Source organism: Actibacterium naphthalenivorans (assembly GCF_014196965.1).
Classification (GTDB): domain Bacteria; phylum Pseudomonadota; class Alphaproteobacteria; order Rhodobacterales; family Rhodobacteraceae; genus Actibacterium_A; species Actibacterium_A naphthalenivorans.
The window spans coordinates 1-21,561 of sequence record NZ_JACIEQ010000019.1; the positions used below are offsets into that span (position 1 = coordinate 1).

Genomic DNA, 21,561 nt, shown 5'->3' on the forward strand with positions numbered 1-21,561 from the left:
CCAGGTGGTCGATGATCTTGCCGACACCGAATATGAAAAACACCGCACCACAGACGTGGATGGCGAGACCGAGCGGGGACAGGTCCATTGAGCGCGCCCATGGGAAAGGCGCGGATCGCAACCGGCGTCTTGCTGGTGACGCTGGTGACCGGGGCCATGGGCTATACCATCGCCTCGGCGGTGCTGACCTACCAAGATCTCGGCTTCGGGGCCGAGATCGATTTTGCCTTTATTGCGCAGAACTATCTGGCGATCCTCGATCACCGCCCGGAGGACGCGCAACTTATTCACCTGATCATCGGCAGCTTCGCCGCCGCCGGCCTGATGCTGAGCCTCGCCCTCTCGGGGTCCGCCCTGACACGGTTTGGCCAGACCCATTGGCAAAGTGCGCGCGAGATGAAGGCCAATGGCTTCTTCGGGGCGCCCGGGACCGGGTTCATCCTCGGCAAGCTGGGGGCGCCGGGCTCCCGCGCCAATTACATTTGCTCCAAGGTTTTTCCGCATGCGCTGATCGTGGCGCCCACGGGCCGCGGCAAGACCACGGGCTTCGTCATTCCGAACCTGCTGACCTGGCAAGGCTCCGCCGTGACGCTCGATGTGAAGGGCGAGTGTTTCGAGGCCACGGCCCGGCATCGCGCCGCCCAAGGCGACAAGGTCTATCGCTTTGCCCCCACCGATTGGGAGGGCAAGCGCACGCATCGTTACAACCCGCTCCTGCGCATCTTTGAGCTGAAAGATCCCGCGCGCCAGCAGATGGAACTGCAGCTCCTGGCGACGCTGTTCCTGCAGAGCGACAATGACCGGGTCCAGGGCCTCCTCAAGGGCGGGATCGATCTCTTCGTGGCGGCAGGCCTGTTGGCCTTCCAGCGCAAGCGCCCGACCTTGGGCGAGATCTACCGCATCGCGGCCTCGGGCGGGAACAAGCAGAAGGAGTATTTCGCGCGGGGCCATGAGGTCGACAACAGGGCGGCCAAGCTGATCTTCACGCGGCTGGCCTCGACCAACAATGACACGCTGACCTCCTATGTCTCGCTCCTGATGACCTCGGGGCTCGACCAATGGCAGAACCCGGCCATCGATGAGGCGACGGCGGTGTCGGACTTTGATTTCCGGACGATCCGCAAGAAGCCCTTTTCGGTCTATCTCGTCGTCCAGCCGCTGATGGTGAAGCCGCTGGCGCCGCTGATCCGGCTCTTCTTCTCCGATCTCCTCTCCGCCATGCAGGAAAAGGATCCTGGCCCCGACGAGCCCTGGCCCGTGATGATCATGCTCGACGAGTTCAATCGCCTCGGCAAGATGCCCATCGTGGTCGAGAGCATCGAGACCCTGCGGACCTATCGTGGTCACCTGGCCGTGGTCACCCAAACCATCCCCGCCCTCGATGAAATTTACGGCGAAAACACCCGCCGCGCTCTGCAGGGCAACGCGGGCGTGAAGCTCTATCTGACGCCCTCCGATGAAAAGACAGTTGAGGAGTTGAGCAAGGCGGTCGGCAAGACCACGAAGACCGTCATCACGCGCTCCCAGTCCATCGGCAAGAACCCCTTTGAAGGGCGCAGCCAGTCGACCCGGACCGAAGAAAGCTCCTTGCTCCCTGAAGACGAGGCGCGCCGCCTGCCGCTCGACGAGATCGTCATGGTCATCGACGCGCAAATGCCGGTCCGGGCCAAACGGATCCAATATTTTGACGATCGGTTGTTCAAGGCAATCCACGGGGCGCAGACGGGGGAGTTGCCGTTTCCGGAGCCTGGGGGAGGGGGGCCGCAGGGAACGCTGCCGCTGAGCGTGCGCGCCATGCCGATGACGCCGCCGTCGGATGGGCCAGGGGGAACAGAAGCCGACGTCGAGGCCGCACGCCAGGCTGCTGATGGCCAATCGTCAGGGCAAACTGATGTCGCCCCAAAGAAGACTGCGCCTGTCGTTCAAGCCGTTATCGCTGAGGAACAGCGACAGATGGAAATGGATTTTGGGGGCCAAGTTGCAGATGCCGAGACCGTGGGCGTGGATGATGAGGCGCAGATGCGCTCTGCTGTCGATGGATTGGATGAAATGGAAGCGATGCTGCAGGAGGGGGATAGCGATAAGCTGGTTGCTCGATAGTCTAACGAGGATGGTATGTCTGTTGAACAGGGCCGGAAGCGGAAGTTCGCGGTGCCTTGCGCCAATGTGTGAAATCAGCAAGTGTGCCATACGGTGGTTTCCGGATCAGAGGTCGCTACCGGCCAATTGGATAATCTGACTGGGCGGGAGAACTATGGTCGAAAAAGAAACTGATAAGTTCTCAGCAGGCGAGCAGGGCCTTGGATATATTTACCAAAGTCGCCTTGCGTTGCTTCGACTGCTTCAGCTTCCGGAAGATGCGGCAGTCTTCATTGAAAAAGACGACGATCTCGATTTCATTGACACCGAAGGCGGTAAGTCCTTAGCTTCGCTAAAGCACAAGGCGATTGGCGATAAACTGACAGACCTGTCGACTGATTTCTGGAAATCAGTCAACATTTGGCTGGTGCGATACAAGCGGGATGGCCTTGCTGCATCAAATCTGCAGTTCTTCCTTTTTACCACCGGCACCGTGTCAACTGATTCATTTCTTGCTCGCTTCCTCCCGGAACAGGCCACCTCTTCCAGTAATGAAGCAACACTGGCCGAACTGGCCACCGCCGCGCTATCTAGATCAAAGTCAAAACTCATCACTCCGATTGCAGCTGCGTTTAACGAATTAAGCGATTCAGCGAAGCAAGACTTTCTCGAGCGCATCCTGATCCTCGATGGGAATCCGCGCATCAGTGACATCCCGGCCATCATCCGGGAAAAGCACATGCGAAGCATAAGACGCGAACACCGCCAGTTCGTCTTAGAACGGCTGGAAGGTTGGTGGACCGATGCTGTGATCAAGCAGTTGACTGGCGTCAGGCCAGAAGGCATTTTCGGCCACGAAGTCTCGGATAAGCTTTCCAATATCACCGAGGAATACAAAACAGATAATCTGCCAATCACCTTCCGCGGGAAGGTGCCCGCCACCGAGATTGACACCGATGCCGATCCGCGCCTTTTCGTTAAACAAATGTACGAGATAGGCATCTCTTCCAACCGTATCAGGAGTGCGATCCTAGATTACTACAGAGCGTTCGAGCAGCGATCGGCTTGGGCGCGCGAAAACCTAATCGTGTCGGGAGAGATTGAGGAATACGAGGACCGTCTCGCAGAGGAATGGAGCCGCTACAGGGATGTGGTTTTCGAGAAGCTCACGGACGACAGCGCCGAGGATGCGTTGCGCGAAGCCGGAGCCACTCTCTACAACTGGGCAGAATTTGAAACCGGGAAGATCGAGTCCCTTCGAATTCGCGCGCGCGTGACGGAACCCTATGTCGTCCGAGGCAGCTTTCATATTCTCGCGGATACCACGCCTGAACCTAGAGTTTATTGGCACCCACGGTTTATTGAACGAGTATGCAAAGTGTTGGGGGTGGCCTCATGAAACGATGGGACCAACGCCCGTTCGAGATTCGTAATCTATTCAACCCGGCATTTTGCGGCTTGGTCTTGTTCCGCTCGTTGAACGGATATGAAGACATAGATGAGCGAGGCATGCCTTTTTCACTATCATTACTCGTTCTGCCGCTCTGCTTACACAAGGACTCGCGCCAGGTAATTGTCAGTAATCCACGCAGCTACCTGCTTAAGACGACGGAGAATAACCAGCAACTGATGGTGGGCTTCGGCGATCGAGTCTCAGAGATGTTACCCTATGCTTTCGAGGGATTTGGTCTCCTTATGGAAAGGGGCTGTATCACAGTCTCAGATAGCGGCCGCATCCAAACCGTGCCCAAGAAGGTGCGCAAGACCGTTACTGGAACGGATGAAACTGTTGATTGCCACAAAGTCGCGCGGATAGTTGGTAGAGAATTTGCTCGCATTGCAGACCGGTCAACAATTTATGCAACATTCGGAATTCGCCCATGAAGATTCGATCCATTCACATTTATAGCCCTAACGGCCAACGCCGCGACCTGCAATTCAAGGTTGACGGGCTTAACGTCATTACCGGCCGCTCTTCTACTGGCAAGTCCGCACTCTCAGAGATTATCGAATACTGTATGGGACGATCTACTTTTAACGTTCCAGAAGGAATAATCCGCGACAAGGTGGCATGGTTCGCTGTGATCTACCAATTTGAAAAAGAGCAGGTTTTGGTTGCGAAGCCAACACCGTCTCGAGGTGGTGCGAGTTGCAGCACTGCAATGCTGCGTAGGGGCAACCAGTTGCCAATTCCTGTGTTCGAAGATCTGTCGATCAACACTGACGACGATAGTATCGTCGAACTCCTGTCGCGGCTGCTTGGAATTCCAGAAAATCGCACCGAAGTTGCGAGTGAACACAGCCGCGCCAGCTACGACGCCAACGTAAAGCACACGTTTTACTACCTGTTTCAAAAGCAAGGACTGATCGCTAACAAGGACCAACTTTTCTACCGCCAGAACGAACAATTCCAGCCGCAGGCAATACGCGATACCCTGCCAATTCTGCTTGGCGTCTCCTCTCACGACCGCTTCGAATGGGAGTCAAAGCTACGGATTGCGAAACGGGATCTGAGAATTAGCAACAAAAAGCTAGAGCAGGCGCGCAATGCAGTCGACACGTCGCACGAGCAGGCAATCGGTCTGCACTCGGAAGCGACGGCGGTTGGGGTGATCGGAAGCGCCGATGAAAATCAAAATGCAGAAGCAATCATTGAAGCATTGAGATCTGTGCTTTCTTGGAAACCTGAAAAGGTGCCTGACGACGACGGTAGCCGGATTTCCCTGTTGGAAGAAGAGTTGGCTCAACTGCGTCAAGACCGGCGAGACACTCAGGCAAGAATTGATTCGGCGCGTCAGTTCGCCAAGAGGGCGGGCGGCTACGAAAACGAGGCCGCTGAACAAATAGATCGTCTCACTTCGATCAAGGCACTGCCAAACAATCCCGATAGCGGCGAATGGCAATGGCCATTCAGCGAACGGAACCTAGCACTCGACTCCCCGCTTGCTGCCGTCCTGCTAAACGAGCTTGAAACGCTAGATAAGGAATTACGTGTTGCCACCGGCCAGCGCCCCAAGCTCGAAGCCTACTTGGCTGAATTGACTGCTCAGGCGGACGACATCGCAGCAGAAGTCAGACAGAAAGAAACTGAGCTGTCCGCTGCGATCGCAGCTAATGAGATCATTGCCCAAATGGGAAGTCGCAACAATGCTGCCGCGCGCGTCGTAGGCCGTATCAGCCACTTCTTGGAAACGCTCCCTCCGAACGAAGAACTTGCCAGACTTGAATTGGAGAATCGCCGTCTTATCAACAGGGTGACGCAACTGGAGGAGGAAATCGGCACCGACGATAGCGACGAGCGCCTAGCCTCAATTCTCAACAACATCTCTGCGCAAGTCACGCGGTTCATCCGGAAATTTGAGGCAGAATTCCAAGACTTCCCGGCGCGGCTCAACCTACCACAGTTGACGATCATCTTCGATCGGCCTGAGCGTCCGGTCCCTATGAGTCGCACAGGAGGCGGCGAAAACCATCTAGCCTATCACCTTTCTGCATTACTCGCGCTGCACCTATTCGCTGCGCAAAATAATCGCCCAATCCCGCGCTTCCTGTTGATCGATCAGCCAACCCAAGTCTACTTCCCGTCTGAGAAAATCTACAAGGAGGCCGACGGCTCTTTCCAGAAAACAGAGGCTGATGCGGATCTAAACGCGGTTCGTCGATTGTTCGAGCTGCTGTTGAAATATACGCAGGATGACGTACCCGGCTTTCAGCTGATCGTCACCGAGCACGCCAACCTCCGTGATCAGTGGTTTCAGGACGCGTTGGTCGAAGAACCGTGGACCAAACCCCCAGCGTTGGTTCCTGAGGAGTGGCCAAACCTCGACGGGGTTTAAGGTCGAAATTGTTTGTGAGGGCTCTAAACACGGAAAAACATTGAAAGTCAGACGTTCGAAGAACTGGTCGCGAGTGACCGCCATAGGCCGTCACCGTCGCCCAAGCCGTCCCAGTCTCGCCAGCTGCGCCAGCATTTTTGACCCAGAGTCTGCGGACCCTGTGCCGCCTGCGGAACTCGTCTGCCCCATGCCTTGCCTCACGGGAAACTGCTGCACGCCAAAGAACTGCCGCGCCCTGAGGGCTGCGTATTCTGCGCCGCTTGCACCGCCGATCAGATAGCGGTTGTAGGCTTGCTGGCTGCCCATCGCTGCGCGAGCGAAGCTGTAGCCGCCGCCGAGACCTCCGGAGAGGGCGGGCATCATGATGTTGCCGGAGATCGCGCGGACGATAAAGGGTGTTGCGATTATGAACCCTTTGGCCATGAGCACCATCATGAAGAAGGGGATGAGCGCGCCGATATTGGAGGCCCCTTCCGGGTCGCCAAGCTCACCGATCAAGGCTGATGAAACCCCAGTGATCGTGGCGAACACGCCGGCCACGACGATGGGGTAGAGCGCAAAGGAAACCAGCGCGGATAACCAGCGAGCGAAATAATCCTTGGTGACCTCGAAGAGGGTCAGGAAAATCATCACCGGGGCGATCCCGATCAGAAGCGCGATCATCAGTCGGGAGGCCACGAGGATGAAGGCGGCCAGTCCGCCGAGGATCGAGAGCAGAAGAACACCGACGATGTCGAGCATGGCGCCGGCCATCCAGTTCAGCTCGGATCCGGCAGCGTTCAGATAGTCGCCCAGTTCCGCGATCAGCCGGTCGAACTCTTCTGCGAACGTGCCGGAGGGTCCGGGGCTGCCGCCCCCGACCGAAGCGACAAGCGCGCCCGCGATACTGTCAATCCCATAGAGAATGGCAGACGAGAAGGCGTTGAACTGCATCCAATTGGTCGCGAATATCCCGATAAGCCCGATCTTGACCGCGAGCCAGAAGGCTGTGTGCCCATCCATGGCCCGATATTGATAGATCATGTTGATGCCAACGAGGATCACCACCAGCGTTGTCCCCAAAACGAGGAGCGTGCCGACTGTTGCCGCAACCGCACCAAACTGGGTCTCAGCGGCGGTGTCGAGATAGGCTTGGGAGGTTTCAACGAAATAGGTGACGACGCTCATCGCGGGGCTTCCTTACCAATTGCCCGCGACGTCGCAGATGGTCTGGGCTTCCGGACGGGCGGCGTTGGCGCGGCGGTTGTAGGCGTCCGAGGCTTGCAGCATTTCCCATCGTTCGTCGCTCGCGTGGCGCTCACGAAACACCGCTTCGGCTGCGTCCCAAGAGGGGAACCGGGTCGCGCAGTCGCAGTTGCCGATCTCGACGACCCGCTCGAGATTCTGGGCGCGATAGATGTCCTGAACCAGAACCCGCTGATAGGCTTGGCGCAGGGGGATCTCCTGCATCCACAAGGGTTCAGCGGGCCGGTCCGGACAGACGTCAAAGCTGCGATCGAGGGTCGGCACGAGATCGCGCTCAGCGAAGGCGGGTGCCAACGTCAGGCCCAAGACCAGCGCAGTCAATACGAGGGTACAGCCCGCCTGCCTCATGCCGTGGCTCCGGCGGGTGTGGTCTCACGCTTCAGGAAGACCGTGTGTCCCACATTGGCGAATTCCGAGGAGCTGATCGACACCACCTCCCAGCCTTCCGCACCTTTGGCATTCAGGCTGGCCTGCATGTCGGCAAGGCTGGTTTTTCGGGTCATGGGAAAGGACAGGATATCGTATTCAAAGGTCTTCATGGGGAAATTCCAATCTCAGTTGCGCCGGGGAGGTAGAATTCGGTGATGCCGCGTTTGCCGTCATGGCGACCGGCCTGGATGATCACGTCGATGGAATTCTCGATGTACTGGATCATGTCGGCATAGGTCATCGGGATCTCGGTCTTTAGTGCTGCGATCGCGAGGCGCTGCACGGCAAGTTGGGGGGTTTCGGCATGCAGCGTGGTCATCGAGCCGCCATGGCCGGTGTTGATGGCTTCCAGAAAGGTCATGGCCTCCTTGCCGCGCACCTCGCCCAGGATGATCCGGTCGGGGCGCATGCGCAGCGTGGCGGTGAGAAGCACATCGGCGGTCTGGAATTCTGCGTCGCGATTGGCGATGAGGGTCACGGCATTTGGCTGGGGCGGCAGAAGCTCGGCGGCTTCTTCGATGGTCACGATGCGTTCCTCGGCCGGTACGTGAGAGAGTATCTTGCGCGCGGCTACGGTCTTGCCGGTGGAGGTGCCACCCGAGACGATCATATTGAGTTTGTTCTCGACGCAGAAGGCCAGCGCATCATCGATCAAACCCGCGGCCACCACTGCGCGCAAGGCGCGCTTTTTTTCGAGGCGCAGTTCCTCGAGTTTGCGTTCTTTGCCATAGAGGAAATCGAGCGCGATCCCATCGAGTGGCAGGCTTGAGAAGAACCGCAGGCTGATCGACATGGCCGAGAGCACGGCGGGCGGGGTGATGACCTGTGCGCGGATCGGGCGTCCCTTGTAGGTGATCGAGACCGAGACGATGGGGCGGTCCTTGCTCATCGTGGTATTGGCAGAGGAGGCGATCTGGTTGCCGAGGTCCCTGACCTGAACGCCCGTCAGCCTTTGATCCAGCGCGCGCATGAAGTGATCGCCCTGGAATTCTCCCCAGCAGGTCCCGTCGGGGTTGATGCAGATCTCGATGACATCGTCGCGGGCGGCGGCGTCGATCCGGTCAAGCGAGGTTTCGAGATAGCTCAGCGACATGGGCTCAGAATATCTCCAGATCGCGGTCGACCATGACCGTGACGCGGGCGCCCTGGTCGACATAGATGACGGGGCCGATGGAGAGGTAATCGCCGATGACGCTGTCCGTCGCATCTGCCAGATCATCGCCAACGTCTTCGAGAACGTCGGCGGCAGTTTCATCCTGGACCTCGGAGGCGGCGGCACTTGGTGCCGCGGAAATCAGCGAGATCAGGGCGGCCGACCCGAAACGCTCGGCAAAGTGCGTGTCCACAAAGCCGGTAACACCCGAACGGCCAAGTTCATCGCCCCCGAAAGAGCTGATCTGGACGGTCTGGCCCGCGGGCAGGATGATCCGGTCCCAGGCGATCGTGACGCGGCGCTGCGCGATATCGACCCCCGAACGATAGCGCCCAATCAGGCGGGACCCGCGCGGGATCAGAAGGCGGGAGCCATCGAAGCTGTATACATCTTCTGAGACGACGGCCCGGGTCTGGCCGGGCAGGGAACTGTCGAGGGCGGTTTCCATGATGGCCTGGATCATCGTGCCCTGAATGATGGTGTTGGACGGATTGGCGATGACCTCGGCTTGCGTCATAGAAGTGGGCAGCGCGCCGTTCAGCACAAAATCCGTCACTTCCCCAAAGGTCCGCTCGGTCAGCGCGGTTTCATTTGCGCCTGAGGTGCCGCCAAAGGCGATGGTGGGCGAGGTGATGCGGCGCTCCTGAAACGCACGTTCTTCGGCCGCGCGACGCTCGAGTTCCGCGAGCCGTCTTGCTTCCTCTTCGCGGCGCAGTCGCTCCTCTTCCCGCGCCCGCAACTCGTCCTCAGATGGCCCCAGAGGCGCGGGGGCAGGGCGGTTGGCCTCGAGCTGCGCGAGTTCGAGGTCCATGCGGAGTTGTTCCAGCTCGCGATCGCGCGCCGTGAGCTCGTCTCGGAACTGCTGCTGCGCGGCTTCTGACGCCGCTTGTAGCGCCGCGATCTGGGCGGTCAGCGCATCGATGGCTTCGGCGGCAGCCGTGTCTTCCTCGACGACGGGTTCGGGCGCGTTGCGCAACTCCTCGATCTGGGCCTGAAGGGCGGCGAGCTGCGCCAGAAGCTCGGCATTGGGCTCGACGGGCTCGGGCGCGACCAGAACCACTTCGGGCTCGGGTGGAGGGAGGGTTTCGATGGCACCAAACCCGTCGCCTTCGTTTTGGAACACGTCCGGCGTGGCCGTAGGCAGGGCTTCTTCTTCCTCGGGTTGGGACATCAGATAGAGCAGTGAACCACCCGCCCCGATCGCGAGGACAACGACCAAAGCGAGCAGCGGTGAGCGCCGTGGGGCAGGGCGCGACCCGGAGCCTTTGCCTTGCTCAAGGGCGGCAAGGCGCTTTTCGAGGTCAGCGTTTCCGGCGTCGCTCATGATCGCACCCCCGTAGGTGGTGTGGCTTCGATGCAGACCACCTCGTCACCGATCCGTAGAACCCATTGCCCGTTCACCCCGGAAACCCGGATCACGCCGTCCTCGGTGGTCTGCGTGTTGACCGTCCGCTCACGGCCATTGGCGTAACGGAAGATCGCGGGCACCGGCGCGTTCCGCGGGAACTCGAAATACGTGAACGTCCCGTCATCCCAGACGCGGGTCGGGGTGAACTCGGTCCGTGCGCTGGCACCGTAGTTGTAGTTCGGCGCTTGGGCCGCGATGGCCCGGGTCGGGCGCGCATCGTCCTCCGGATAGCGGAACTGCACCACGTAGAAGGTCGGGCTGCGGACCTCCTGGACGTTGAAATAGTAGCTTCGCCTGTTCGTGTAGACGGTCACGTTGGTATGGACACCGCGCGCGACGGGCTTGATCGCGAAGGCTTGCCCGCCCGGCACGCCATCGATCTCGAAGCCCTCTGTGTCCCCTGCGATGATCGAGCGGATGCTCTCACCTTCCCCGAACTCGACCGTGGTCACATGGGTGAGCGACACACTGAGGCGGTAGACCTGACCTTCCTGGTAGGTGGCCAACCGCACGCGGTTGTCATTGGGACCGCCGCGCGGGATGGCTTCCGCGAAGGCGAGGCCGGGCAATAGGGCAATCAGCAATAAGAAAAGTCGAACTGGGAACAAATTCAATTCTCCAATCTGTCGGAGCGGATGGAATATTCGAGCACGGTGAAGCCGAAGGGATTGGTCCAGACCTCATCGATGGAGCGGCGGGTCTCGGGGCGGAACTCGAAGAGAAGCGTGGCGGTGAAAAGCCCGGTCTGAACGCCATTGATGGAGGTCAGGCGCTTGCGCAGGCGCACGGTGGCGCGGTTGTTGCCGATGCGATTGATGCTGAGGATCTCCACATCGAGCCGGGCATTCGGGCCATAGACCGTGGGCGGGTAGTTCTCGTTGGCGCTGTTCCAGATCTGGCGCAGCCCGCTCTCGGCAGCTCCGTCCGAGCGGCGCAGGACGTTGCGGATGCGCAGATCGTTGTCGAGCTGGTTATAGACCTCCCGGTCGGTCACATAGCGGAAGACCTCCGCCTCGATGACCGCCTGGTTGGCTGTGACCGAAGTTGCGCCCACCGAAGCCTCGGGCAGGGCAAAGCCAGTGGCGGGATCATAGGGCACAACCACAGGCGGCGGGTCGACATCGAGGATCGCAACAGCTGCCGCACTCAGGCATCCGAGAATGCCGAAGATAAGCCCGATGAGCCCAAGGCGCTGCCAGAGCCGCTCCCGTCGAAGCGCCCCGTAAACCAGTTCCTCTTCGATGATCTCTTGTTCACTCGCCACGCGTCACACCCTCAACTCAATCCGCACGCAACTCGGGCAAGGTGAAATCCATGAAGCGCTGTTCTTCGGCGATTGTGGCGGCATCAATCACGCCGCCTGTGCCGTCACCCACGGTTTGCACGGCCTCAAGCTGCCACATGGCGACGAGGGCAATTGCCAGCTCCGCCGTCACCCGCGTGTTGAGGTCGATACTTTCCTTCAGTTCGTCCATGTCATCGATCAGCCCGACCAGCCGGTCGACGCGTTCCAGCGATTGGCCCGCGCCCTCGTAGCTGTTCTGGGCAGCGGCCGAGACGAGGGCGCCAGTCGTGGCTTGCGTGGCTACGCGATTGGCCCCGGGATTGCCGCTGGTGGCCAATTCCGAGAGCGTGTCTTCATCGAAGCCGAGATCGGCCAGCACCCGGTCCATCTGGGTTTCGATTTCGCCTGCGCCGGAGCCCGAGAGGCCCGAGAAATCCCCAGTCTTGATCGCCTCAATCGTGGCGAGGATGTCCCCGAACTCTTGGTCGAGCAGACCGTTCAACTCGTCTTCCATTTCCGTCCGGATGATTTCGGGAAGCTCGGCAAGTCGGGTGAGCGCTTCATAGGTTCTTTGCAGCTCCGCGAGTTGATCCGTGAGTGTGGCAAGCTGTTCGCGGAGCTGCGTCAGCTGCTCATTCTGCAGGATCTCGTCCTCGATCATCTGCCGGAGCTGCTGGATGTTTTGTGCGATGTTCTGGGTATCGACGACGGGCACGCCTTGCGCCAGGGCGGGGGACGGGGTGCCGAGATGCAGGCCAAACCCAAGTGTCGTGGCCAAGGCCGTTCTCATGAGCAAATGTCCCATCATTCAATCTCCCTGATCGTGAATTCCATGAACGCGCCCTCGGCCATGCGGGCGCTGGCTTGGGCCAGCTCGTCGGCGGAGAGAACGCGGGTGCGCGCCGCCTGTAGCCGGATGCGGGCTGCCACGAGACGCACGAGTTCGGCGCGGGCATAAGTGTTGAGCGCCATGCTCTCTTGCACGTCCTCAGTCTCGGAAATCCGCGTGACGATGTCGGAAATGCGCAGCGCGGCCTGGCGGATCGCGGCGGGCGAGTTGCTGCCATAAAAGGCCGCGCCATGACCCGTGAGCGAGAGATTGGCATTGGCCAATAACACCGGATCGATCGTGCCGAGCGCGTCGATCCCGCCGATACGGCTCAGATAGAGATTGTAGCGTTCAGGGATGACCTGGACGTAGTGCTGGGTCTCGCGGAAGGGTGGGACGCCGCCATACTCGAAAACCCGGCCGGGTCCGGCGTTATAGGCCGCGAGGGCGTTGATGATGTTGCCATCGAATGTGTTGAGCTGGGTCGCGAGATAGCGCGCGCCGCCATGCACCTGCAGATAGGGGCTGTCGTAATATTCCGGGTTGATGCCGAGATCGCTGGCGGTGCCAGGCATGATCTGGGTGAGGCCATAAGCGCCAACGGGAGACCGTGCCCCAATCGTAAACCGGCTTTCCTGCCAGATGAGGGCTTGCAGCAACGCGCGCCATTGGACGGGGGAGAGCCCTGCGCGTCCAACACCCGCAAAGCCGCTGGTCTCGTGGGCAACGCGGATGATGAGCTGCTCGATGTTTTCCGCAGCATCCCCGAACATCTGCGCACCGCCGGGATTGGGGTCGATCTCGCCCGTGCCATAGACGGCTTCCACGGCGCGGTCGGGATCGCCGCTGCCGCTTTCCAGTCCCGAGACCATAGCCGGCAAGCCCTGACCGCCGAAGCTGGTCTGGGCATCGAGGATGCGTCGGAGGGTTTCCAGCTGCTCCCGTTCGATCTCGGCGATGAGTTCGCGCACTGCAAGTTTGTCGGCTTGAACAGCCAAGTCTGCCTCGCGATCGCCGGTCTCGACGATGTCACGCGCTGTCAGCCCACTGTCATTGGTCGGCACGCCTTGAGACAAGGCGAGACCGGGCAGCAGGCAAAACGCGAGGATATGAGGCAGGCTAGACTTCAACGTCGCCCTCCGGCGCGCCGAGCGGTGCGAAGTGGCAATCCTGGGCTGTCGCTGCCGTCGAGGCGAGAAAGGAAAAGCAATTGGCCTGCGGCTCCCGATACTGGGTGCAGGAGGCCAGCGCGCCGAGCGCAGCCAAAGCGATAAGAATACGGATCATGAAAGCCTCCAAAAATCTGGGCGGTCGCGGTAATCGGTGCCGACAAGCGCTTCGCCCTTTTCCATGCCGCCAAGGATCGTGAGATTGGGCCCAAGGGCGCTCAGATCGGCATCGACGACGATGGAGCCCTGGTCGTCACGGATGAGGGCGAGACGGCTGTCGCTGCCGGTGTTGAGAAGCACGTCCAGCTCCTTCTCATAGAGGTTCAGCATCGCGTAATCGGCGGCATGGGCGCGGATGTTCGGGAGCAGGATTTGCGTGGGCACGGCCTCGACGATGGTCTTGCCGGTCCGCGTGCGCTCCAATTGGCTCGCGTATTGCGTCATCATCACCGCGACGGTGTTCTGCTTGCGCGCGGTGACCAGCCAGTTCGAGAGCCGCTCGGCGAAATACGCGTTGTCGAGCGCCTTCCAGGCCTCGTCGATCACGATGATGGTGGGGCGGCGATCCTCGATCTCGCGTTCGACCCGGCGGAAGAGATAGGAGAGGACCGCCATCCGCTCCTTGTCGGCCTCGCTGTCGAGAATGCCGGTCAGATCGAAGCCCACGACATCGCCCTTGAGCGAGAATGTGTCCTCGAGGCTCTGCCCGAAGATCCAGCCATAGCGGCCGTCTTCGGTCCACTCGAGCAGGCGCTGGTGCAGATCGCCGCCGTCATCGGTGGACACAAAAAGCGATGCGAAATCCCGCCAGTTCCGCAGGGCCGGATTGGAAGCCTGCGCGTTCTGGCGCACCACTTCCTGAATGCGATTGGTCTGCGCCGGGGTCAGCGGCTTGTCAGCGCGGTAGAGCAGGGTGGCAAGCCAGTCAGAGAGCCAGGCGGTGCCGCGCGCATCGGTCTCTGTCCAGAGCGGGTTGAGACCCGTGGGCTGGCCGGCGTTCAGAGACGCGTAGCGCCCGCCATTGGCGCGGACCGCCATCTCCATACCAAGACGGTAATCGAAGACGAAGATCCGCGCCCCTGCTCGACGGGCTTGGGTCATCAGGAAGGCGGACAGCACCGATTTGCCCGACCCGGGTCGTCCCATGATCAGGGTATGGCCGCTGGTCGGTTCTTTGTCGGGCGAGCCTTGCTCGTGATAGGAAAACCGGTAGGCGCTCTGCTCCGGCGTGGGCAAATATGTGACGACCCGGCCCCAGGGGGTAAGTGCTGCAGGTTTGCCGAGCTGTGTCCGGTGGAAGGCCGCAAAATCCGCGAAGTTGCGGTTGGTGACGGCGCTGGCGCGGACGCGCTTGGGCTGGTTGCCGGGATGCTGGCTGAGGTAATGCGCCTTGGCGGCGACCCGTTCGCCGATCATCTTCACGCCTTCGGTTGCGGCGGCGTTCACGATCTCCGCGCTGAGGGTCTGCAGCTCTTCGAGCGTGTCGCAAAAGAGCGTCACGACCATGTGATGCTCGCCGAAGCTTTGGCGCTTGGCCTCTAGATCGTCGGCCGCGATGTCGAGGGCTTCCAGAAGGGAGAGGGCCGCATCCTGGCTGGCCTGCATCTGGCGCTTTTGCCGCTTGATGCGGCCCGCCATGAGGTTCGAATTGATCGGCGTGAAGGAATGCGTCACGATCATGTCGACCGGCAGGTTCAGCATGTCGAACATGGTGCAAGAGGTGCCTTCGGAATATTCCCCGATGGTGAAGCTCTTGCCGTAGCGGTGGCCCACGACGCCTTCAGAGAGCTCGAAATGGTCGCCGTGAAACGTCACGCGGGTATTGGCGACGTTGAAGGACAGAAAGCCGTAGGTGTTGGCCGGGTAGAGCGGCAGCTCGGTGCCCGTGTTGAGCGCGCCCAAAAATCCCACCAACTCTCCCGATCCGGCTGACAGCAGGCGCGGCTTGAGCTCGGTAAGCCCCGAGAGGAAGACGTTCACGGCCTCACCGAGGCGCTGCAGGCGTTTGCGGGTCTCCTCCTTCAGTCGGTCCGGCGCGCTGCGGCTGAGAAACGGCAGGAGGCTTTTGGGCGGCGGGCGGTGAATGACGGTGAGTGTCAGTGTTTTGTCGCGGAGCCCGCTGGTTGCGAGCTTGGCGCGCCAGCGCCGGTCCACCTCGCCCGCGAAGCTGTCCTCACGGATCGGGTCGAGATCAGGTTTGATGGCCTTGGAGACCTTGTGGACGTAATAGCTGAATTCCGGCCCAAGTTGCGCGACGATGCGGGCAAAAAGCGCCGTCACCTTGTCGAGATAGGCATCGTCCGTCGTGTAGCTGTTGATCCCCTCGAGCCTGATGCAGCGGAAGAGTTCGTTCACTCGTGTCCGCACGGTCTGGTCGTCGACGAGGCTCACATAGGGCAGCATATGCGCGAGGCGGGTCTCGCGCGCATACCAGTCCGGCGTCATTGTGTGGGCATCGAGCGCAGCATCACGGGCGTCATCACGGGGCATAGCTGTCCCCGCCATGGATGGAGCGGTTCCGCGTGGGCGGTGTCTCCTGCAGGGCTGTCATCATCACGTCGATGAAACGCGGGTCCCAATCCGCGGCCTTCCACAGCACCGGATAGAGCAGGGCGGCGACACCCAGCACCGCGATGTGCTGGACCCAGACGAACAAGAGCACCGAGCCAAAGAGCCAGACCATCGCGTACATGATGGGCAGGCCCAGAAGCTTCGGCGGGCGCACGAGGCCGAGAAAGAGAGGCGAGCGCTCAGCCACCGGCAAAGACCGCGGCAACGATGGTGGGGGCGGCGGCAACACCAGCGATGCCCACTAGGACCCAGAGCGCCTGGCGCAGATCGATGATGTTGAAGAACCAGCTGAGAAAGACCCCGAGAACGGCAAGCGTCGCGATGACCACACCAAGAGGTCCGGTCAGCGCATCGACGATGCCCTGTAACAGGCTCTGGATCGGGGAGAGATCAATGCTTTGGGCGAGGGCGGGTTCGGCAATCAGCAGGAATAGCGCCAGCGAGGCGACAAAGAGGTTTGAAATCTGTTTCATGAATTTGATCCTTCCAATCGGGCCACGACGGCCATGACGCGGGCCACGTGGTTCTGGGTTTCTCTGTAAGGGGGAATGCCGCCGTATTGGCGCACGGCGTCCGGCCCCGCGTTGTAGGCCGCCAGCGCCAGGCGCGGATCGCCGAACGTCTCCAGCATCATCGCAAGGTATCGGGCGGACCCATCGAGGTTCTGCAGCGGATCACGCGGATCGACACCGAGATCGCGCGCCGTCGCGGGCATCAACTGCCCAAGACCAATGGCGCCCGCGCGGGAGATCGCTTCCTGCCGGTAGGCGCTCTCGACCTCGATATTGGCGCGGTAGAGAGCCAGCCAATCCGTCACGGAAAGCCCCGCGCGACGCAGGCCAGGATGGCCGGCATAGCGCAAGGCCGTGGTCTGAATCCCGGAGAGAACATCGGCGCGGGGCAGGGGAGTCAGGCGGGCAAGGGCCGCGACTTGGACGCCCTCTTGCTCGGCCTCTACCTCGCCGAAGATCGCGATCCCATCGGAGGCCGAACCCTGACCGATGCCGTCATTGTAGTTTCGAGCAAAGCTGCTTTGGGAGCGGGACGGGGTTAGAGAGCCGTCGCTCTCCATGACCAGGACCATCTGTGCGGAGGCAGGTGCTGCGACCAGCCAGAGACAGACGAGGTTAGGTGTCAGTGCCCTTGTCTGATGGGGCTTTGTCTGGCGGGGCGAGTTTGTGCGTACGGCTTGTCCCCGCCTCAAGCGGCAGATCGACATGCGCAAAGCCAAGGCCAATGAAGAATGACACCACGCCGGAGATCGTCTTGAACTCGCGGATCTTGATATCGTTGTAGGTCGTCCGCGTGCGGGCGGTGACGAGGAGCTTTTCCACCCCGTCATCAGAGACAACACGCATGATCCAGACCCCGTAATAGCTGGGGCCTTTCTTATGTGCCGACTCTTGGCACAGGATTTCTGCGCTATAGCCGCTTTCCACGAGTTCGCGGAACCTGGCTTCCGTAACCACATTTGGTGCTTCGATGTCCCAGTTCATGGCCCGGCTCACGCTTTCTCCAATGGCGCGACCCCAGGCATTCCCACTTGAAGCCCAGAGTTACGATAGTATATTATCAACCGCAAGATGTAATATCGTGCTTTAGCTGTAGTTTGGTTACGCAAACACTAGTCACGGCCAGTGTCCGCGATCAAGGAGATAACAGGTTTGAGAAACCCAAGGTTGACATGCCTGCTCCCATTGCAAGCTCTGGTCCTTCTGATCTGCGTTGCCGGGCCGGTTTTGGCGCAATCCTGCTTCGCCCCGGCCCGTCCTTTCCTGCCAAGCGATTCGCAGGCAGCGCGGGACTATGCGGATATCATCCGTGGCGATTTCGAAGATTACATCCAGGATATCCAGAACTACTTCCGTTGCCTCGACGGTGAACGAGCCCGTGCCTTCGAGGAAGCGAGAGAGGTCAGTGAGGACTACGGCCGATTTCTGCAATTGGTCGGGGATTGATGGGCAGCTTCGGGAGCATCAGACTTGCAGCCCGTGGAAGCCAGACGCCGATAACACCCTCAAATATCTACTTTTTAGATAACAGATTTCTTCCGCTAGCGACGTCACAAAAGGTATGTGACGCGTGGCGAAAACAATCAGAAGCAAAGGGCAATTGGCACTCTGCCAGGCGTTGGTCGACGCGCGCATCAAAGCGGGCCTCGGCCAGAAAGACTTGGCGGATAGGCTCAGATGCCATCAATCCCTTATTGCCCGTCTTGAAAGCGGTCAGCGCCGGGTCGACGTTGTCGAACTGGTCGTTTTGGCGCGTGCCATCGGCTTTGATCCGTTCCAGCTTCTGGCGATCGTTGAAGCCGCCACGGAGCCCGACCACAGGATTTGAAGTCAATGAATTGTTGAGAACACGGGAACCCATTTTCCCTGTCTGATGATCATTCCCTCCTCGAGGACCAGTTAGCCAACATCAAAGAAGCCCGGCGCGCGGTCGTAGTGAACGCTCTGCAACCCCACGCCGCAATTCGCAGCGCCACAGTGCAGGAAGTCAGTAAACAGTGAACGATGATAACGGCGAAGGCGTCGCGATCGCCAATCTGATCGGGAACGATGGGAACAGCATTGTTGGTTGGGTTTATCGCTGGAGTACAGGCGCGCATGCGGTGATGTGGGACGTCCACGGGCCCCAGCCGGTATCGGAAACCCGGCCGGATATAAGTGACGAACAGAAGCAAGAAATCGACTTCGATGCACTCATGCGGATTCGAAAAAGCGACAGTGGATAGGCTTCTTAGGCAGCCGCCAGTTCATATTGATGGAAAGGGTCTACGAGCGTACCGGTCATTGGAGCAGATGGCAGCGAAGGTCTCGAACGAGCCCGGAGTGTCAGATGCTGCGTAGCGGGCGAATGTCGGCTTCTCCCGTGGTGACCCCCAAAAGGTTCAAGACTAGTCGGGATGAAAGTCGCGTCGACTACACCCAGATTCTAGTATGACCGCAATCCAGTTGACCTTTGCCTGCAGGCCACCCCAGGATAAGATTGTGGGCAAGGAGGGCCTTTCATGCTGGTTGAATTGCCGAACGGATGTATCAATGTGGAAACGCGCGGAAGCGGCACGCCTGTCTTGGCATTGCACGGGGGCGGCCTTGATCATCGGCATATGCTGGACGCCCTCGAGCCGGTTTTTGAAGAGAGCACTGGTTGGAAGCGCGTCTACATCGACTTGCCCGGGCATGGATATTCCAAGGCAGATGCCAGGGTTCAATCTCAAGACGACGTATTCAACATGATAAGCGCGTTTATCGACCTTGTCTTCGACGGCCAGAAACTAGCAGTGATCGGCGAGTCGAGGGGCAGCTATCATGCCATGGGCTTGGCGCACGCACGTCCAGCTGATCTGCTGGGAATGATGTTGATCGTGGCAGATGGAATGCCGGGTTCTACCGTCGATTGGCGACCAACACATCAAACGCTTGTGCCCTTTTCCGAAGGGATACCGAAGCGCACCTCGCCAGAAGCGGCGGCGCGTTTCGGGCGATTGGTCGTCCAGAGCCCGGACATTCTTCAGAAGATCGAGAATATCAAACTACCGGCAGCGGCCCTTGCGGATGACGAATTGGCTACGCGGCTGAACCAGAACTTCAATTTCTCCTTTGATTTGCCCAACCCTGCATCTGCGTTCGATAAACCAACTCTCATCGTGAACGGGCGACAAGATGCGATGGCAGGTTATCAGGATATGATGGACAGATTTGAACGGTATCCACGCGCGACCCTTGCAGTCCTGGATTGTGCTGGCCACAGTCTTGCTTGGGAACGCCCGGAGTTGTTCAGAGCCCTGACACTGGATTGGCTCCACCGGATGAGTGAAAGCGCGACGTGAGAGTTGCTGCCATGCAAAACTCATAAGTTTATGTCACCGGTAACACCATTGTTTCTGATCGTTAGAGTGTGGGAGTAGGTTTTTGTCAGCGAAGTGGGGTAAAGTTGACGTCCAAACAGTTTGAATCGTACCTTGATATCGTGACATGTGGCTAAATAGGGGAAATCCATGACTTTCCAATTGGTAGGCAGCGGCCCGCAGATATACGAAGAGGTCATGGTGCCGCTTTGGTTCGGCCGATGGGCTGAAGAACTTGTCGATCTGCTGTCGCCTCAGGCTTCTGAGAGCGTTCTGGATGTTGCCTGCGGAACTGGCGTAACGACGAGGCTTGCGAAGAAAAGGGTCGGCACCGGTGGACGCGTCGATGGTCTGGACATCAATGCACCAATGCTTGCGAAAGCAAAGGAACTGGCGGATGGGCTCGATGTCAACTGGATCGAAAGCGATGTCTGCGATAGCGGCCTGCCGCCAGAAACATACGACGTGATCATGTCACAGCACGGGTATCATTACTTCCCCGACAAACCCGGCGCGCTGAGAGAATTTTGGCGTCTTCTCGCCCCCGGAGGGCGTATGGCATTCTCAATTTGGGATGGGCACAGCCCTTACACAAATGCGATATGCGCTGCAGTTGAAAGCCACATCTCACCCGAGATCGCGAAAAAGCAGCGATCGCAAAGGGAAACGCCATCGGCGGACGATCTGAGAGAACAAGTCCGCAGTGCAGGCTTCAGCGACGTATCAATCCGTAGACAGGAATTGATGATTGAAGTTCCCCTTGCGTCGGAGTTCGTTCCTCTACATCTGGGATCGATGCCAATTGCAGGTGCGTTCATTGCGCTCTCGGAAGAAGCTCAAACTGCCTTGGTCGAGGATGTTGCTAATGCACTTAGCGGCTACGCAAAGGGTGCCAGGCTCGTCTATCCTGACGCCGTGCACGTAGCGATTGGGCACAAGTAGGTATGGTTTAGGGAAACACCGCTTTGTAACGCGTTCTTTCGCAGACCTTGCCGGTTGTTGATTCCTCAACCGACACGATTGGCCAAAACCCATACGTCTATGTCACCGGCGCAACCGACCATTTATGACTAAGGCTGGTCTCTCGACGCAGCGATAGGGGGACGCGCAGCGATTTCACCCTTTGTCCGCATCTTTCGATTTCGCGCACTGCACAGCGAATGGCGCCGTTTCCCAAACCGTCCACTCGTGACCAACGCCACGAACGGTCAGGAGAGCTCACTTTGCATGATGCTGCGATGTGGATGAAAGCCCGCAAGCAAGGATGGTTCTGATCCGCTATTCAATAGGCAACGTTGCCCGAGCAGTTGTACTGACTGAGGGAATTGCTTCTGATAGTCTCAGAATATGAGCAAAGCATACAAACCTGCACATCAGAAGATCTCGTTTGTCACAGCACACGACGGGGTCCGAATTGCAGTGGCAAAAATGGGTAAGGGCCCGACCATACTTAAGGCTGGCAATTGGCTAAGCCATGCGACCCATGATGGAGAAAGCCCCATCTGGCGGCACTGGCTGCAAGAGCTTTCCCGGGACCACCAGTTCATCAGATATGATTTGCGCGGTTGTGGACTATCGGATCGTGACGTCGAAGACATTAGTTTTGATGTGACCTGCCCCCGATAAATCGGGCCATTCATTCGGAGAGTTTGTTCTCGTAAAGTTCGTAGCAACGAGGAGAACAGACGATGCGCAAATCACGCT

Annotated in this window: 25 protein-coding genes; 9 read left to right on the plus strand and 16 right to left on the minus strand. The window is 59.4% G+C overall.

Annotated elements, in window-relative coordinates; genetic code table 11:
• Window positions 1-99: 99 nt before the first annotated feature.
• From GGR17_RS19280 to GGR17_RS19295, 4 genes are all read left to right on the plus strand, one after another.
• Window positions 100-2,100, plus strand: a complete 2,001-nt coding sequence (locus tag GGR17_RS19280; protein ID WP_054540828.1) for a type IV secretory system conjugative DNA transfer family protein — start codon at window positions 100-102, stop codon at window positions 2,098-2,100.
• 154 nt (window positions 2,101-2,254) lie between these two features.
• Window positions 2,255-3,478, plus strand: a complete 1,224-nt coding sequence (locus tag GGR17_RS19285; protein WP_054540827.1) for an ABC-three component system protein — start codon at window positions 2,255-2,257, stop codon at window positions 3,476-3,478.
• Window positions 3,475-3,963 carry a three component ABC system middle component gene (locus tag GGR17_RS19290; protein ID WP_082386801.1) on the plus strand — a complete coding sequence of 163 codons (489 nt, stop codon included), beginning with the start codon at window positions 3,475-3,477 and terminating at the stop codon, window positions 3,961-3,963. The genes GGR17_RS19285 and GGR17_RS19290 overlap by 4 nt, the downstream gene beginning before the upstream one ends.
• The gene (locus GGR17_RS19295; protein ID WP_054540826.1) at window positions 3,960-5,915 is read left to right on the plus strand and encodes a DUF3732 domain-containing protein; all 1,956 of its coding nucleotides are present in this window, start codon (window positions 3,960-3,962) and stop codon (window positions 5,913-5,915) included. The genes GGR17_RS19290 and GGR17_RS19295 overlap by 4 nt, the downstream gene beginning before the upstream one ends.
• A 90-nt stretch (window positions 5,916-6,005) precedes the next feature.
• Here GGR17_RS19295 and GGR17_RS19300 read toward each other — a convergent pair whose 3' ends face one another.
• Genes GGR17_RS19300 through GGR17_RS19370 form a run of 15 tightly spaced genes read right to left on the minus strand, consistent with a single transcriptional unit; the run spans window position 6,006 to window position 17,500 of the window.
• Window positions 6,006-7,082: a type IV secretion system protein gene (locus GGR17_RS19300; protein WP_054540825.1), complete on the minus strand. Its 1,077-nt coding sequence runs from the start codon at window positions 7,080-7,082 to the stop codon at window positions 6,006-6,008.
• Window positions 7,083-7,094: 12 nt separating this feature from the next.
• Entirely contained in the window at window positions 7,095-7,508 is a 414-nt protein-coding gene (locus GGR17_RS19305; protein ID WP_054540824.1) for a hypothetical protein, read from the minus strand.
• The gene (locus tag GGR17_RS19310; RefSeq protein ID WP_040182603.1) at window positions 7,505-7,699 is read right to left on the minus strand and encodes a DUF4177 domain-containing protein; all 195 of its coding nucleotides are present in this window, start codon (window positions 7,697-7,699) and stop codon (window positions 7,505-7,507) included. The genes GGR17_RS19305 and GGR17_RS19310 overlap by 4 nt, the downstream gene beginning before the upstream one ends.
• Window positions 7,696-8,682 (minus strand): ATPase, T2SS/T4P/T4SS family, encoded by a 987-nt coding sequence (locus GGR17_RS19315; RefSeq protein ID WP_054540823.1) that lies wholly within the window; start codon window positions 8,680-8,682, stop codon window positions 7,696-7,698. Before GGR17_RS19315 ends, GGR17_RS19310 begins: the two co-directional genes overlap by 4 nt.
• A 4-nt stretch (window positions 8,683-8,686) precedes the next feature.
• Window positions 8,687-10,066: a TrbI/VirB10 family protein gene (locus tag GGR17_RS19320; RefSeq protein WP_054540822.1), complete on the minus strand. Its 1,380-nt coding sequence runs from the start codon at window positions 10,064-10,066 to the stop codon at window positions 8,687-8,689.
• Window positions 10,063-10,758: a TrbG/VirB9 family P-type conjugative transfer protein gene (locus tag GGR17_RS19325; protein WP_054540821.1), complete on the minus strand. Its 696-nt coding sequence runs from the start codon at window positions 10,756-10,758 to the stop codon at window positions 10,063-10,065. The genes GGR17_RS19320 and GGR17_RS19325 overlap by 4 nt, the downstream gene beginning before the upstream one ends.
• Before the next feature lie 2 nt (window positions 10,759-10,760).
• Window positions 10,761-11,414 (minus strand): virB8 family protein, encoded by a 654-nt coding sequence (locus GGR17_RS19330; RefSeq protein ID WP_054540820.1) that lies wholly within the window; start codon window positions 11,412-11,414, stop codon window positions 10,761-10,763.
• Window positions 11,415-11,430: 16 nt separating this feature from the next.
• A complete protein-coding gene (locus GGR17_RS19335) occupies window positions 11,431-12,240 on the minus strand; it encodes a type IV secretion system protein (protein WP_054540842.1) in 810 nt (269 codons plus the stop codon).
• Window positions 12,240-13,394, minus strand: coding sequence for a lytic transglycosylase domain-containing protein (locus GGR17_RS19340; protein ID WP_173586001.1), 1,155 nt, complete (start codon window positions 13,392-13,394; stop codon window positions 12,240-12,242). Before GGR17_RS19340 ends, GGR17_RS19335 begins: the two co-directional genes overlap by 1 nt.
• Window positions 13,384-13,551 carry a hypothetical protein gene (locus tag GGR17_RS19345; RefSeq protein WP_009815545.1) on the minus strand — a complete coding sequence of 56 codons (168 nt, stop codon included), beginning with the start codon at window positions 13,549-13,551 and terminating at the stop codon, window positions 13,384-13,386. Before GGR17_RS19345 ends, GGR17_RS19340 begins: the two co-directional genes overlap by 11 nt.
• Entirely contained in the window at window positions 13,548-15,923 is a 2,376-nt protein-coding gene (locus tag GGR17_RS19350) for a VirB4 family type IV secretion/conjugal transfer ATPase (protein ID WP_054540818.1), read from the minus strand. Before GGR17_RS19350 ends, GGR17_RS19345 begins: the two co-directional genes overlap by 4 nt.
• Window positions 15,913-16,191: a type IV secretion system protein VirB3 gene (locus GGR17_RS19355; protein WP_008327373.1), complete on the minus strand. Its 279-nt coding sequence runs from the start codon at window positions 16,189-16,191 to the stop codon at window positions 15,913-15,915. The genes GGR17_RS19350 and GGR17_RS19355 overlap by 11 nt, the downstream gene beginning before the upstream one ends.
• Window positions 16,184-16,477, minus strand: a complete 294-nt coding sequence (locus GGR17_RS19360; RefSeq protein WP_009503803.1) for a TrbC/VirB2 family protein — start codon at window positions 16,475-16,477, stop codon at window positions 16,184-16,186. Before GGR17_RS19360 ends, GGR17_RS19355 begins: the two co-directional genes overlap by 8 nt.
• Window positions 16,474-17,088, minus strand: a complete 615-nt coding sequence (locus tag GGR17_RS19365) for a lytic transglycosylase domain-containing protein (RefSeq protein ID WP_054540817.1) — start codon at window positions 17,086-17,088, stop codon at window positions 16,474-16,476. Before GGR17_RS19365 ends, GGR17_RS19360 begins: the two co-directional genes overlap by 4 nt.
• Before the next feature lie 43 nt (window positions 17,089-17,131).
• Window positions 17,132-17,500, minus strand: a complete 369-nt coding sequence (locus tag GGR17_RS19370; protein WP_054540816.1) for a hypothetical protein — start codon at window positions 17,498-17,500, stop codon at window positions 17,132-17,134.
• Window positions 17,501-17,710: 210 nt separating this feature from the next.
• Between GGR17_RS19370 and GGR17_RS19375 the strand changes: the two genes are divergently transcribed.
• The 3 genes from GGR17_RS19375 (at window position 17,711) to GGR17_RS19385 (ending at window position 18,741) form a co-directional block, all read left to right on the plus strand.
• Window positions 17,711-17,962 carry a hypothetical protein gene (locus GGR17_RS19375; protein ID WP_157445684.1) on the plus strand — a complete coding sequence of 84 codons (252 nt, stop codon included), beginning with the start codon at window positions 17,711-17,713 and terminating at the stop codon, window positions 17,960-17,962.
• 124 nt (window positions 17,963-18,086) lie between these two features.
• Window positions 18,087-18,344, plus strand: a complete 258-nt coding sequence (locus tag GGR17_RS19380) for a helix-turn-helix domain-containing protein (protein ID WP_054540815.1) — start codon at window positions 18,087-18,089, stop codon at window positions 18,342-18,344.
• 169 nt (window positions 18,345-18,513) lie between these two features.
• Window positions 18,514-18,741 (plus strand): hypothetical protein, encoded by a 228-nt coding sequence (locus GGR17_RS19385; protein ID WP_054540814.1) that lies wholly within the window; start codon window positions 18,514-18,516, stop codon window positions 18,739-18,741.
• Between the two features lie 162 nt (window positions 18,742-18,903).
• Here GGR17_RS19385 and GGR17_RS20655 read toward each other — a convergent pair whose 3' ends face one another.
• Window positions 18,904-19,116, minus strand: a complete 213-nt coding sequence (locus GGR17_RS20655; protein WP_407926661.1) for a DUF6647 family protein — start codon at window positions 19,114-19,116, stop codon at window positions 18,904-18,906.
• Here GGR17_RS20655 and GGR17_RS19390 point away from each other — a divergent pair.
• Entirely contained in the window at window positions 19,018-19,839 is an 822-nt protein-coding gene (locus GGR17_RS19390; protein ID WP_054540813.1) for an alpha/beta fold hydrolase, read from the plus strand. The two genes, GGR17_RS20655 and GGR17_RS19390, sit on opposite strands and share 99 nt — an antisense overlap.
• 168 nt (window positions 19,840-20,007) lie before the next feature.
• Window positions 20,008-20,799 (plus strand): class I SAM-dependent methyltransferase, encoded by a 792-nt coding sequence (locus tag GGR17_RS19395; RefSeq protein ID WP_054540812.1) that lies wholly within the window; start codon window positions 20,008-20,010, stop codon window positions 20,797-20,799.
• The last annotated feature ends 762 nt before the right edge of the window (window positions 20,800-21,561 follow it).

What these genes read in the sequence shown, in the direction of transcription:
- GGR17_RS19280 (WP_054540828.1), top strand. Translation starts at nt 100, where the DNA reads ATGGGAAAGGCGCGGATCGCAACCGGCGTCTTGCTGGTGACGCTGGTG.
- GGR17_RS19335 (WP_054540842.1), bottom strand. Translation starts at nt 12,240, where the DNA reads ATGGGACATTTGCTCATGAGAACGGCCTTGGCCACGACACTTGGGTTT.
- GGR17_RS19350 (WP_054540818.1), bottom strand. Translation starts at nt 15,923, where the DNA reads ATGCCCCGTGATGACGCCCGTGATGCTGCGCTCGATGCCCACACAATG.
- GGR17_RS20655 (WP_407926661.1), bottom strand. Translation starts at nt 19,116, where the DNA reads ATGCCGATGATCAAGGCCGCCCCCGTGCAATGCCAAGACAGGCGTGCC.
- GGR17_RS19365 (WP_054540817.1), bottom strand. Translation starts at nt 17,088, where the DNA reads ATGGTCCTGGTCATGGAGAGCGACGGCTCTCTAACCCCGTCCCGCTCC.
- GGR17_RS19370 (WP_054540816.1), bottom strand. Translation starts at nt 17,500, where the DNA reads ATGAACTGGGACATCGAAGCACCAAATGTGGTTACGGAAGCCAGGTTC.
- GGR17_RS19310 (WP_040182603.1), bottom strand. Translation starts at nt 7,699, where the DNA reads ATGAAGACCTTTGAATACGATATCCTGTCCTTTCCCATGACCCGAAAA.
- GGR17_RS19390 (WP_054540813.1), top strand. Translation starts at nt 19,018, where the DNA reads ATGCTGGTTGAATTGCCGAACGGATGTATCAATGTGGAAACGCGCGGA.
- GGR17_RS19285 (WP_054540827.1), top strand. Translation starts at nt 2,255, where the DNA reads ATGGTCGAAAAAGAAACTGATAAGTTCTCAGCAGGCGAGCAGGGCCTT.
- GGR17_RS19305 (WP_054540824.1), bottom strand. Translation starts at nt 7,508, where the DNA reads ATGAGGCAGGCGGGCTGTACCCTCGTATTGACTGCGCTGGTCTTGGGC.
- GGR17_RS19320 (WP_054540822.1), bottom strand. Translation starts at nt 10,066, where the DNA reads ATGAGCGACGCCGGAAACGCTGACCTCGAAAAGCGCCTTGCCGCCCTT.
- GGR17_RS19300 (WP_054540825.1), bottom strand. Translation starts at nt 7,082, where the DNA reads ATGAGCGTCGTCACCTATTTCGTTGAAACCTCCCAAGCCTATCTCGAC.
- GGR17_RS19290 (WP_082386801.1), top strand. Translation starts at nt 3,475, where the DNA reads ATGAAACGATGGGACCAACGCCCGTTCGAGATTCGTAATCTATTCAAC.
- GGR17_RS19295 (WP_054540826.1), top strand. Translation starts at nt 3,960, where the DNA reads ATGAAGATTCGATCCATTCACATTTATAGCCCTAACGGCCAACGCCGC.
- GGR17_RS19360 (WP_009503803.1), bottom strand. Translation starts at nt 16,477, where the DNA reads ATGAAACAGATTTCAAACCTCTTTGTCGCCTCGCTGGCGCTATTCCTG.
- GGR17_RS19345 (WP_009815545.1), bottom strand. Translation starts at nt 13,551, where the DNA reads ATGATCCGTATTCTTATCGCTTTGGCTGCGCTCGGCGCGCTGGCCTCC.
- GGR17_RS19395 (WP_054540812.1), top strand. Translation starts at nt 20,008, where the DNA reads ATGACTTTCCAATTGGTAGGCAGCGGCCCGCAGATATACGAAGAGGTC.
- GGR17_RS19315 (WP_054540823.1), bottom strand. Translation starts at nt 8,682, where the DNA reads ATGTCGCTGAGCTATCTCGAAACCTCGCTTGACCGGATCGACGCCGCC.